13 protein-coding genes are annotated in these 12,264 nt (G+C 41.4%); 6 read left to right on the plus strand and 7 right to left on the minus strand.

The genetic code is table 11. The annotated features are described in order from the left end of the window. Positions 1-87: 87 nt before the first annotated feature. The 3 genes from hdrB to npdG all read right to left on the minus strand — a co-directional run bounded on the left by hdrB (position 88) and on the right by npdG (position 3,022). Positions 88-990 (minus strand): CoB--CoM heterodisulfide reductase subunit B, encoded by a 903-nt coding sequence (hdrB, locus tag ACSAZL_RS00495; protein WP_440946811.1) that lies wholly within the window; start codon positions 988-990, stop codon positions 88-90. Between the two features lie 15 nt (positions 991-1,005). Beyond that, entirely contained in the window at positions 1,006-1,491 is a 486-nt protein-coding gene (gene hdrC / locus ACSAZL_RS00500) for a CoB--CoM heterodisulfide reductase subunit C (protein WP_440946812.1), read from the minus strand. 823 nt (positions 1,492-2,314) lie between these two features. Continuing rightward, positions 2,315-3,022 (minus strand): NADPH-dependent F420 reductase, encoded by a 708-nt coding sequence (gene npdG, locus ACSAZL_RS00505; protein WP_440946813.1) that lies wholly within the window; start codon positions 3,020-3,022, stop codon positions 2,315-2,317. A gap of 371 nt (positions 3,023-3,393) precedes the next feature. Between npdG and ACSAZL_RS00510 the strand changes: the two genes are divergently transcribed. Then, positions 3,394-5,202, plus strand: a complete 1,809-nt coding sequence (locus ACSAZL_RS00510; RefSeq protein ID WP_440946814.1) for a S8 family peptidase — start codon at positions 3,394-3,396, stop codon at positions 5,200-5,202. 154 nt (positions 5,203-5,356) lie between these two features. On the opposite strand, the gene ACSAZL_RS00515 is transcribed toward ACSAZL_RS00510, so the two are convergent. Then, positions 5,357-5,896, minus strand: coding sequence for a DUF2284 domain-containing protein (locus ACSAZL_RS00515; RefSeq protein ID WP_440946815.1), 540 nt, complete (start codon positions 5,894-5,896; stop codon positions 5,357-5,359). Between the two features lie 277 nt (positions 5,897-6,173). Between ACSAZL_RS00515 and ACSAZL_RS00520 the strand changes: the two genes are divergently transcribed. After that, on the plus strand, positions 6,174-7,376 hold the full coding sequence (locus ACSAZL_RS00520; protein ID WP_440946816.1) for a M24 family metallopeptidase: 1,203 nt from the start codon (positions 6,174-6,176) through the stop codon (positions 7,374-7,376). A gap of 78 nt (positions 7,377-7,454) precedes the next feature. Here the strand turns inward: ACSAZL_RS00520 and ACSAZL_RS00525 are convergent, their stop codons facing one another. The 3 genes from ACSAZL_RS00525 to ACSAZL_RS00535 all read right to left on the minus strand — a co-directional run bounded on the left by ACSAZL_RS00525 (position 7,455) and on the right by ACSAZL_RS00535 (position 10,162). Next, positions 7,455-7,808 (minus strand): winged helix-turn-helix transcriptional regulator, encoded by a 354-nt coding sequence (locus ACSAZL_RS00525; RefSeq protein WP_440948941.1) that lies wholly within the window; start codon positions 7,806-7,808, stop codon positions 7,455-7,457. Between the two features lie 465 nt (positions 7,809-8,273). Next, positions 8,274-9,347 (minus strand): hypothetical protein, encoded by a 1,074-nt coding sequence (locus ACSAZL_RS00530; RefSeq protein ID WP_440946817.1) that lies wholly within the window; start codon positions 9,345-9,347, stop codon positions 8,274-8,276. 278 nt (positions 9,348-9,625) lie between these two features. Further along, positions 9,626-10,162: a UPF0228 family protein gene (locus ACSAZL_RS00535; protein ID WP_440948942.1), complete on the minus strand. Its 537-nt coding sequence runs from the start codon at positions 10,160-10,162 to the stop codon at positions 9,626-9,628. 381 nt (positions 10,163-10,543) lie between these two features. Here ACSAZL_RS00535 and ACSAZL_RS00540 point away from each other — a divergent pair, with 381 nt between their 5' ends. The 4 genes from ACSAZL_RS00540 to ACSAZL_RS00555 are packed head-to-tail and all read left to right on the plus strand — an operon-like array spanning position 10,544 to position 12,187. Then, complete coding sequence (locus ACSAZL_RS00540) at positions 10,544-11,014, plus strand: right-handed parallel beta-helix repeat-containing protein (RefSeq protein ID WP_440946818.1); 471 nt, start codon at positions 10,544-10,546, stop codon at positions 11,012-11,014. A gap of 7 nt (positions 11,015-11,021) precedes the next feature. After that, a complete protein-coding gene (locus ACSAZL_RS00545; protein ID WP_440946819.1) occupies positions 11,022-11,660 on the plus strand; it encodes a NosD domain-containing protein in 639 nt (212 codons plus the stop codon). Positions 11,661-11,714: 54 nt separating this feature from the next. Next, positions 11,715-11,987, plus strand: a complete 273-nt coding sequence (locus ACSAZL_RS00550; RefSeq protein ID WP_440946820.1) for a hypothetical protein — start codon at positions 11,715-11,717, stop codon at positions 11,985-11,987. Further along, positions 11,984-12,187 carry a hypothetical protein gene (locus ACSAZL_RS00555; RefSeq protein WP_440946821.1) on the plus strand — a complete coding sequence of 68 codons (204 nt, stop codon included), beginning with the start codon at positions 11,984-11,986 and terminating at the stop codon, positions 12,185-12,187. Before ACSAZL_RS00550 ends, ACSAZL_RS00555 begins: the two co-directional genes overlap by 4 nt. Positions 12,188-12,264 lie beyond the last annotated feature (77 nt).

A 12,264-nucleotide genomic window follows, 5' to 3' on the forward strand; every position in this document is an offset into this window, starting at 1 on the left:
CAGGCATTCTGCCTTATTTCCAGCCATTTGCCTTCGTTCTGCTTTATTTTCCCGGCTCTTTACTTTCTCTGCCTTATTTCTGGTTATTTACCTTAAACCTGCACTGATTTCATAGATTTTTGCAAGAAATTCAATGTTCTGGACTGCATTCTGTTCTATCCCCAGTTCGTCCGGAGAAAAGCCGAGAGCAAGGCCAAGAAGCTGGGAATAATGGAGAACGGGAATGGAGTAGTCGGTTCCGAACTTCTCATTGACTGCGAGCTGCCCCCTATCAAACTGAAGGTGGCAGAAGGGGCATGCATTAACAATACAGTCCACACCTGCATTCCGGATGCAGGCAAGCTTATGTTCAAGCATTTCCAGGGACTCGGCAGTGTGCCCTGAACGGACTCCTCCGCCTGCTCCGCAGCACATCATTTTGTCGGTATAGTCCACACTTTTTGCACCGGTGGCTTCAACCAGTTCGTCGAAGAAGACCGGGGCTTCCGTCTCTCCAAGGTTTCTCTCCTTTGAGGGCTTGATAAGGTGGCACCCGTAATGAAGGGCTACTTTCAGATCAAGGGGGGTTGTAATGAAGCTTTTGAGCTTTTCAGGTCCCAGTTCCCTGTACAGAAACTCGATTATGTGCCTTACCTCAGCTGTTCCCTTATACTCCATGCCTATTTGTTTCAGGCAGGTGTTTGTACAGGCTCTCATCTCAGGGTCTTTCTTCAGTTCTATATTCGCGTCTGCCAGGGACCCATAACAGCCGTTGCAAACGGTCAGGATATCCCTTCCCATCCTTTCCGAGAGGACGATGTTCCGGCTGGCAAGGGCAAGCCAGGTTGCTTTGTCAAAAGACTTGAACACTCCGGGGGCAGGGCAGCAGGAGGCACCCGACAGGTCGGCTGCGTCAACTTCAAGTTTCTGAAGGCAGAGCTTTGTTGCTTTCTCAATTCCGGGGTAGCGGTTGGGTACGATACAGCCAAGAAACAGCGATAATTTTGCCATTGTTTTTCTGCCTCCTTATTTTTCAGCCACCAGCTCGTCGAATTTGCAGGTTTTGAGCAGGGTTTTCAGCTCTTCAAGAGCTTCCGGATATTTCTGGACGGTTTCAGGTATTGGGTCCAGCCCGAGTTCTTCCCTTTTTTTCTTTGTTTCCTCATCGAGGGGGACTGCATGCCCGCATTCCAGCACCATTTCCGAAACAAAGCGGTGTTCGGGAAGCATCAAGCCTTCTCTTACTGCAAGTCTCCTTAGCTCAAGAATAGCATCCGTAATTGGAATCCCGCGTGGGCAGCGCTCCTGGCACGTATAGCAGGTCGTACAGAGCCACAGGGCCTCATCAGAAAGAACAGCAGCTCTGTTCTTGCGTGCATCTCGAATTATTCTTCGGGTATTGAGCCCGGTATGCCGTCCCGAAGGGCAACTTCCTGTGCATGTGCCGCAGTGCATGCAGGAAAGCAGGTCAAGCCCTTCGGCCTTTAGCAGTTTTAGCAGTTCTTCACTCATACAGGTTCACTGTCTGGTTTTGAGTTTTATTTTGAGTCTTATTTTGAGTCTGGTTTTATACTGGTCCTTCTGTTTTAGAAAAGCAAACATAACCGAAAGAAAAAAATCTGAGCAAAACCCTGAACTCAGGGCAGAATTTCTTATTTTAAGGATGAATAAACCTGTCCATCGGCTATTTTCGGGGATTTTTCCGGTAAATTCGTTTTTTCAGGTCCCTTTTTAGCAGAGAGTTTCAGCAGTTTAATTTTCCAGCAGGCATTGTCATCAGATTTTTCCGACAAGCTCCTCTTTCGCTGATTCTCTTCCGGTAAATTCCCTCTATATTTCGTATTACTCTCATGTTATTTAACATAAACTAAATCTATCCAGGGTTAAAATCCGGGATCGAGAGATGAACTGAAGGTTCTGAATAGGTTCTGAATACCTCCCGGAGGCTTTGTTGAAAACAGAAATAATAGCTCTCTTCCAGGAGTTAGCTGTAACCTTATTTTCTAATCTCACTACTCAGGTGGCTGTAACCTTATTTTTCTAATCTCACTATTCTGGTGGTTGTAACCTTATTTTTTGAATCTCACTTTTCAGGTGTTTGTAGCCTTATTTTTTGAATCTCACTCTTAATATCTGGCATGTCCACGGGCAAAGGCTATATTTTTTCTCTGCCCTGTAAAACCTTTGTTACTTTGTTATATGTCTGTACTTATATAAAAATCAAGTTATTTGCAGCGGGTCCCACGCCCCAAACATGTTTCTCTTCTTTCCGGTGTTATTCTTTCCGTAAGGCCTTTACTCTGATGTTCTTCAGGCTTTTTTCCGATTTTATTTCTCAGGAGAAGTTTATTCCAAGGTCTTTAAGCCCGTTCAGTTTTGCGAGATTGATCAGTAAAGGTGTCAGAGATTCCATAGTACTTGCCTGCTTAAGAGGACCTCCATCCAGGGGTTTGAGGCATCCCATGTGCCTTGTAATCTCCATCACAAGTTTCTTTGCTTCGGCGTCGTCGCTGCATACAAGCGCATCGTGTACGGCTTTACATTTGACGACATCTTTGAGTTTTCCCGCAGGGATGTTGTGGAAAGCTGCAACAACTCTGGTGGACTCAGGGACATTTTTCTGGATTGCAAGGGCTGCCGAACCTTCTTTCGGTGGTTTGTATACCATAAGGCCTTCTTCTTTTACCATCGGGACCACAGGGGTAACAAGGATCTTATTTTCAATTGCCTCTCGAATCTCTTCAAGCAAGAGCAAAACGTAGTCAAAGCGGATTGTAAGTATTATCACTTCGGCTGCCTGTGCTGCAGCAAGGTTGTCCATGCCGGTAATTGTCATCTTTGATGTGTCAAATCCGCAGTTTTCAAGCTCTGATAAATCTTTCTTTGCAGCTTCATCTGCAGTTTCCAGAGACCTGGACCCGATAATTACCTCATTCTTCACACCGTCAGGCATAAGGTTTTGGAGGGCAAGCCTCAGGACCATTCCTTCTCCTATGTTGCCGGTTCCTCCAAGAACAGCTATTTTCAGCTTTTCAGAATTCAATTTGAACAAGACCTCCAGTTTGCTATGACTTCCCATAACATATGCCCAGAAGTTAATATATCTTCTGTCTTTGATCACTCAATTATAATACTTAATGTTATTGGTAAATTAGCTTATACTGTAATGCTGGTTTTTAACTGCGACTTTTCTCAAATATCCTTCTATTGATCGTGTTTATATTTTATTTTGTTTTCAATCTTCCAATAAAAATTAATGGAAATATTTATAATGTATCTCGGTATATCTTAAAATAAATTAATTCTGTTCGGGTATCGCTGCAGGAATTACTTTGAACATACCTGTATTCTGTTTGCATCCCTGACTTACTATACAAGCAATATCGGGGGATATTGTACCTTGGGAGTTACATCATGAGAGTATTAAACCTGTTGATGTTAATATTAGTGTTTACAGGCATATTTTCTCATTTCAGTTTTCTAGTATGTGGGGGAGCTGGAACTTTCGAATCTGAACAGGTAACTTCCGGGCTAATATCTCCCTTTTTATTCTCTTCAGAACCGATTTCACCAGATCCAGGGTTGTTGTGCTCCTCTTCAACACTTTCGGAACCGCTGAAAAGGGGTTCGTCAGAGACTTGCAGAGAAGAGGCAGAAGAGAATTTTACCGCATATGTCCGGCTTTTCCCGGGTACGAATTCCGGAGTACTGGACTCCTGTGGCAGGGTTGAAGAATGGGATGAAGACTCAGGCATTGCTGCAGTCTGCGTTAATCCGGAATCGTTTGAAGAACTCTCCGCTCTTAATGGAGTATCTTCAGTCCAGCCGGTCATTTCTCCTGTTATAAGAAAGGTAGATCGGGAAGAAAAAACAACTTTTTCTTTTTCCTCAGAAGAATTCTGGAGACCGGAAGGTGTAACAGGAGCCGGAATTAAAATAGGGATAATTTCCGATGGAGTAGAAGACATATCTGAAGCCATCGAATCGGGAGCTCTCCCTGAGAATATACACGTCCTTTCTCCCGGAAAAGGAAAAGAAGGGACTGTAATGCTCGAAATAGTCCATGAGACCTCTCCCGGCTCGGAACTGTATTTCCATAGTGCAGGCAGCAACAAGCTTGAGTTTAACAAAGCTGTTGATGCCCTGATTGCCGAAGGCTGCCAGATTATCTGCGATGATGTGGGCTGGCCTGATGAACCCTTCTTTGAAGATGGGGTTGTAGCTTCCCACGTTAAGGAGGTAATCGAAAGCCAGGGAATTCTTTATGTGAGCGCAGCAGGAAATGATGCAGGCCGCCATTATCAGGGCATGTTTTTTGACAACGGATCCGGTTGGCACGACTTCAGTTCAGGAACCAGTGATTTCAGAAATATTTACATGGATGTCCCGTCAGGTGAGAAAGTGACTGTGGTGCTCCAGTGGAATGACCCCTGGAACGGTTCCGAAAACGACTACGACCTCTACCTCTACGATTGCTGCAGCGGAAAAGAAATTGCTACAAGTGAAAAAACCCAGGGTAACACAGGCACTCCTCTTGAATTTATCAAATACGTCAACGAGGAAGATAGCACACAAACACTGAGTATAGCTGTCAAGAAATATTCCGGAGAAGATAGGGTACTGGAGGTTTACATTTACCCTGACTCCTCTGTAAAGATTCATCCTGACAACCTGGTTGCTGAAGACTCGGTCTTCGGGCATCCTGCGGTTTCGGGTGTTATCTGTGTTGGGGCTGTTGATTCCGGAAAACAGGAAAGTGACAGTATAGCTCCATATTCTTCCCGCGGGCCTGTAAGCATCTACTATCCGGGATACGAACTCAGGAACAAGACTGACCTCAGCGGACCCGGCAGAGTGAAAGTTTCAGGCGCTACAGGAACTGGCAGCTTCTTTATGGGTACAAGCGCTTCTGCCCCTTCCGTTGCAGGGATCGGAGCTCTTATCTGGAGCATGTATCCCGAAAAAACAGGCAGTGAAATCCGCGATATCCTGTGTTCCTCAGCCGAGGATCTCGGCGAACCTGGTTACGACACTACCTTCGGGTACGGTTCAGTTAACGGAAGCACAGTCCACCTCCTTGAAAGCCTCTCTCCCGGCAGCAGTCTGTCCTCTGAAAAATTTAGAGCTTCGGCTGTGGAATCAAATGGGATCTTTATGCTGAAACTTTCCATGCCGCTTGAAAAGCTCTATTCTCTATCTAACTACCTCCCAAAGCAGCAGTAAGAGTTTTTAGCAGTGAGGGCTTTTTTGATGGAAAAGAGGCAGGAAATGGCTTCAGGGTTCTATTTATGGGCTGTGGGTTTTTCATTCTGGTCTATAACCTGAACTCTATTAACTTAAACCTTAATTTAAACCTGCTCAGGATATCCCAAATTTTTCACTCCAGCAGTAAAATCCCTATACATGCCGTTTTTTCCGGCTCGCAGAACTCAAGTACAAGCCCTGCTTCTGCCATTGCCTTCTGGACATTAATTCCTACGGCTTCGGGGGCAAAGCGCCTCACTTCCGGCTTTACACATTTTTCAAGGTTGCAGACCTCACATTCGTTGCAGGAGCCGGGCCTCAGGAGATGTGCAAAGGTAAAGCCTTCCCTGAAAGCTTCCTGTTCCAGCTCGAACATCTTGTGGAACGAACCCTTCCGAAGCCCTGACCAGACTTCAAGGACGTCCTTAACTCCTGAAGTATCGTATTCTTCCACGAGAAGAAGTGCACTGCTGTACTCTCCTATAACTTTCCTGAACTCTTCGACTGACATTACATGAGGCGGGCAGCTCAACCTTTTTCCATAGCCTCTGCACCCGTAAGCGCACTTCAGGGCAATCCTGTTTTCAACCGGAATGTCTCCTGCCTTCAGAAAATAAGCTTTCAGCCCCATCTCCGATGCCTTTTCGACAAGGTCCTCATATTTCCCAAGCATGGTAACCCCTCTTCATAAGCTCTATTTTTATTTCATTCCTTTTTGTTTCACTTTTTCTTTCCTTTTAATTTGTTTTTTTGCTAATTATTTTTTCTCTTTTAAAAAAATAGGGTATGCGTTATATGCATGTTTGTTTTTATCTTCTAGTATTATTACTATGAATAAATAGCAACAACTTTGTACATCTTTATACTTTTGTTCCTTAGTTTCTATTTGATTCTTCTGACGGGTTACACTTCTATAATTGTGAGTAGATAAAGCTAGTACAGGGATTCCCATGATTAAAAAAGTGCCATTGACCGAATTAAAAAACCGTATGAGCTGCTTCAGAAAACAGATGGATGTCTCAAACCCTCAATGGGAGACCGTCGTAATCTTCAGTAAAATAAACATCTATTACTTTACCGGTACGATGCAGGATGGGATGTTGATTATCCCGAAGAACGGAGAAGCAACACTCTGGGTCCGCCGCAGCTATGAAAGGGCTCTGGACGAATCGTTATTTTCCAGTATAGAGCCAATGAACAGTTTTCGTGACGCTGCAGGGAGCATGAGTAATGTAGGTAAGCTTCCTGATGCGGTATATCTTGAAACCGAAGTAGTCCCGCTGGCTTTATATCAGAGATTTCAAAAGTATTTCCCCTTTAAGAACGTTAAATCCGTCGATGCCCAGGTCTGTGCCATTAGAGCAGTAAAAAGCGAATACGAACTATCCCTGCTGCGAGAAGCAGGCCGGATCCATCAGCATGTGCTTGAAGACCTCGTGCCCGGCATGCTGCGCGAAGGGATGAGCGAGGCTGACCTGTCAACCGAACTGTTTTCTGTTCTGGTAGACGAAGGGCACCACGGAGCATGCCGTTTTGGCATGTTTGATACGGAAATGATTCTCGGAAATGTCTGTTTCGGGGAAAGCTCCATCTATCCGACTTACTTTAACGGACCCGGCGGAAAGCTAGGATTGAGCCCTGCAGCACCCGTGCTCGGGAGTCGGAACCGGAGATTAAGGAAAGGCGACCTGGTCTTTGTTGATGTCGGGTGCGGGGTTGACGGCTATCATACGGATAAAACCACGACATACATGTTCGGTTCACCCCTCCCGCAGTATGCTGTAGATCTCCACAATAAATGTGTGGATATACAGAACGAAGCTGCAGCGATGTTGAAACCCGGGATTGCCCCCTCTGAAATCTATACTACAATAATGAACGGGCTCGATAAGGAATTCCTACAAAACTTCATGGGTTTTGGTAACCGTAAAGTGAAATTCCTCGGGCACGGGGTTGGTTTATTGATCGATGAAACTCCCGTAATTGCAGAAGGGTTTGATGAGCCCCTGAGGGAAGGAATGGTATTTGCCCTGGAACCCAAGAGGGGAATTGAAAACATCGGTATGGTCGGAATTGAAAATACCTTTATAGTAACTGCAAAAGGCGGAGAGTGCATTACAGGGGGCAATCCGGGCTTGATTCCTGTATATTAATTGCTTTGATAGTTGCTTTATCAAGTTGCAGCTATCTTATTTTCCTTTTTTAAATAAGGAGAAAAACTGTCTCATGCCTTATGTTTTAAACCATTTTAGCAGATCTGGTTCTACAGCAGGGTTTATAAGATATTTTGTAAACTTCCCATCTGCTTTGGAAAATACAATATTGTCTTCCCTCAACTTTTCAATATGCCAGTAGGTAGTGCTTTTGTTCAAACTCAACTTTTCTGAAATCTCCTGATTTGTAATCTCAGGATTTTCCAGAATATTAAGAAGTATTTGTTTTCTTGTATCGCCTTTAAGATGTGCTATCATTGTTTTATCGTTGTTTGTTAAAACATGGGAATTTTGAAAGGCTCTTGTGAACTTTCCTCCACTCATTAAAGTCAATTTCTTTTCATCTTTGAGAGCCTTCAGCTGATATCTCACAGACCCCCGACTAATATTAAGGTCTTTTGAAATTTCAGATGGCGTACACCCCGGCGTATTCATTACGTAATTAATAATTTTCTCTCTATTTTTATATTTGAGCTTATCCCAAAACTAATATTTTCTCAAATCAGTAAGTTTTTAGAACATTTTTCCTGATCAGAAAATCGATAATTGTTAGAACTATGATTCTGAGACGCGATTTTGAGTTTTGGGATAAACTCTGCAATTGTTTACTAAGGATTCTTTGGAATATTTATTGGGATCCTGCAATTTCATTTTTATTCGCCACGATTGTAGAAGGAAATTACTTTCATTTTGGACGGTTGTTTGTTCAGTGATTGATGTAAAACTTTTTTTTCATCAAAAAAGAAATCCTGGCGTTTTTTAATCACCTAACATTTAGTTGAGACTCGAAAGGCAATAGGTTACCAATCTCCAGTGACTTGGAATTTTCAAACTGCATTATCTTTTCTTGAGCCTCCATCCACCACACAGGCAGGCCAGACTTCCCAACAATCCGAAGCCTGGAATAGAGTTATTTTTGCTCGATTCATTTCTACCTGAGCTACTCCCGCTACCAGATTCGGAATTATTATTTTTTGAATTATCAGATCCTTTTATATCTTCTTCAGGTGTCGACATAAAAATAACTGGAACATTAGTCACATTTTGTTTTCTTGCCTCTTGATCAATGATCTGGTAGATTTCTTCAGCAAGAAAAGTTTTTTCTTCAGGAGACAAAGTTTCGTTGATCTCTACTTCCAATCTAATTCCTGCTGCGTATCTGATTACATGACCTTGTTCCATATTTGGGGTGATTTTTTCCTCGGTAGCATTAGCAATCTCAGATAGCTGATTCACCCAAGAAATTGTCTCATTCTTATCTTTTAACAGAGGAATATTCCCATAAGCTGCAATGGTTTTATACACTGGCATGACCGTTTTTTGCTTCATAACTTCTTCAAGTGTATATATGTCAGCTTCAGAAAGATTATCTGTACTTTCCCCAAACCAGTACCAGCGATTAATGCCTTCCAGGTAAATTACTTCCCTATAAGTTCCGTATCCGAATTCTACTGGAATATCCTGTATACCCATTTCTTCTGCGGAATTATCTATTAGAGAGTAGATCTCATCCATTAACTGCTCGTCAACATTGCCATACTTAAACAAAATTACAAAGTATCCCTTAGCATTAGCCCCACATGTCATTACCTCTCCATGAGGATACATGTATTTGGAGACAACAGTGTCTTTTATCTCATTACTAAGTTCTTCATGAGTAGAGTTCCAGTTTTCCTTTTGATCCTCAGTTTCCAGTACAGGAAGTTTTCCGTATCTTGCAATTACATTATTTCCTTGTGAGTACAGACCAAAAAAGTAAGTATAATAGTCAAAATCTACATTACTTATTTCTGAATTTTCAGAATTATTACTTTCCGGCGAAAGTTGCACTAAATCATCAGCAGATGCAGGAAATATTAAGATCCAAAAAAATAGCAGTAACGTTATCAATAAAGTTTCAGATTTTCTCATCATACGACTGCTCCATGCTTGATTAACTAAAGAAAGACAAACTAATCCCAACATTTTATAATGTATAATTCCTACTTCGATGCACGAAAACTTAAGCATTTGTGGCACTAGAAATTAATCATGAAAAACATCAACCGTGTAATGGTGGATTACATATGTATCTTCAAAAATGAATACTCCACTTTGAATAGCAAAGAAAAAGGGGATTAAACCGGCATTTATAGAACTATCGTTGCACTGTCTCATTATTTCTATAGTTCTAATTCAGTACAGGGTTTTTACCCTACAATATCATCCAGACCTACAATCAAAACTTTCTCATTTGTTTCGAGTTCATTTTTTATCCTGATTGCATCCCTCTCCAGAATACGATTCTCTCCAACAACCCAGGGCGCTGATCCATCTCCAAACTGGATATAACACATAACAGCCTTTTTCAACTGAAGGTTATTTTTTTCCAGCATTGCGAGAACATTTTCATCTGGAACAAATTCTTCAGATAACATAATTATGTTATAATTTCCTTTTTTGATTTCAACTACAGAAGTCCAGTTTTCATCTTTCCTTAATTCATATATTTTATCTTCATCAACTTCTATGTAGTACATTCCTCGCCCAATATTAGAATTATAGTCTATGGTATAATTCACGGGTATGTCGTAATTTTCAAGAATGGCTTTAACTTCCGCCTCACTAGTTTCATTTTCAAATTGAATAAGTAAACCAGGTGTTTTAACTTCTTGAGATTGCATCATCAGTGCTAAGAAGGTTAGAAGAGCAATAAAAACAACTACTACTTTGCTAATTTTATTCACATCAATCACCGAAAAAAATGAGGAGTTTTAACTCCTCACATATATACGTTTAATTTCAGAACCGAATGCTTCCCAATAAGGTATACGGAAATACTTCCAAACTCCATAAACTCATTTTTACTAGTTCTTTTAATGTTTTATGGCCAAATCATCTAACTATCAATCTAATTCCTCTATAAATCTCAAAAAAACTCGGATTTTAATTTATATATCCTGTCAGTTGGATGACTTGGCCACAAATTAATTATAAAAGTAAGTTCATGGAAAAAATGAACATTTAAAAAGATATTTGGTAGAGTTCAAACGAACTTTCTAGAGTAGATTTGAACTCCACATGTCAAAGGTAAGAAAGTCCCGGTTTTTAATTTCAAGAGGTTGTATATGAAAATAAAATTCTGTTATCTGATAACCTTCATCTTTTTGTTAATCTTTGCCGGTACAGGGGCTGCAGACACAATTTCGGTAGATGACAGCGAAGGAGCAGATTATACCTCTATACAGGAAGCTATCGATAACGCGACTTCAGGAGATACGATTCTCGTCTATCCCGGCACGTATGAGGAAAACGTGAATGTGAATAAAGAACTGGCAATCAAGTCTTATTCCGGAAATTCCGATGAAACGATTATCCGGGCTGCCAGCTCGAAAGACGACATTTTCTATGTGACTGCAAATAATGTAACCATCAATGGACTCCAGATAACAGGTGCCAAAACAGATGAATACGGGGATGATAAAGCCGGGATCTATTTAGAAAATGTCAGTAAGGCTCTTATAAGCGGCAATAATATTTCATCAAACAGTTTTGGTGTTTCTCTTCTCGATTCTTCTAACAATACTCTTGCCAATTAGTGTGTCCATGAGCCAGATCGGTGTTTTGCTATGGAACTCCAGCAACAACAGGTTGAATAATAATATTTTAAACCTGAATGATCATAATGGCATACTTCTTTATGAATTCAGCAGTAACAATGAACTGAGCAATAATACTGCAAATTGGACCTATGCAGGATTTGGAATTTGGCTGTCTTTTTCTTACAATAACACGCTTGTTAATAATACCGCGTCAAATAACCGTATTGGCATTTTCTTGCTCGAATCCGGCTATGGACATCTTATAAATAACTCCGCCAGCTCAAACGATTGGAGTGGTATAAATCTCCAAAGCAGTAACAATAACAGTCTGTTAAACAATGTCGCAAATTCCAATAATATCAATGGGATATTTTTGATAGATTCTTCTGGCAATATACTGGATAGCAATTATGCTTCGAATAACACGGGGTATGGGATAAACATCAACAATTCCAGCAGGAACAACATTCTGAAGAATAACATTGCAAATTTAAACGGCAAAGAAGATCTTATTTTTAATGATCCTGAAAACAACACAATAACCGGGCCGAGAGAGGAAGCTCCTTTTCCGGGTTCTGAGCTGGCAGGTGCTGCAGTCCTGTTCACATATCTGGTTTTTGGCAGAAAAGTGCGTGGGAAATAATAGTTATAGAGGCGTATTTGTTATAAGAATAAACTAACTTCCAGGGGTTTTGTGTTGAAAGTCAAATTAAAAATTATTTCGTTGATCTTTTTTTTGATTGTTGGCAGTTTCGTTGGATGTATTGGTCAAGAATCAACCGGAAATTCTTCAAAAACATCAAATGACAGCACAGATGCATCTGTAAGTGAAGATGCAGGTAATTTGAGTATTAATTTCTCTGCCATACCCGTTCTTCCCCCGTACAATGAATCTGAATCGGAATGGCTCAAAACAAATGCATCTCATGTGGCTCAAATCGCACTTAATGACGCCGTGCTAAACAAATGATCCGGGAAGGAGCAACGATTGTAGGCGTGGTTTATTCCTGTCATCCAACTCCTGAAGGTTACGCCGGTCCCGGGTGTGCTCCGGCTTTGAGGATACAGTCAGAAAACAGGACAGTAGATTTCCTGGTTGACGAAGAAGAAGGGATAGTAGTTGAAACGGTTACGGAAATTACCTCAAGTAGCAAATTTCCTGGGGAATAATTCTAAATATAATCCAGGTTTACAAAAAAAGAACGTAAAAAAGATGGAGATTGCTCCATCTAAAACCATTTTTGAAG

Source organism: Methanosarcina mangrovi, from assembly GCF_052057765.1.
Lineage (GTDB): Archaea > Halobacteriota > Methanosarcinia > Methanosarcinales > Methanosarcinaceae > Methanosarcina.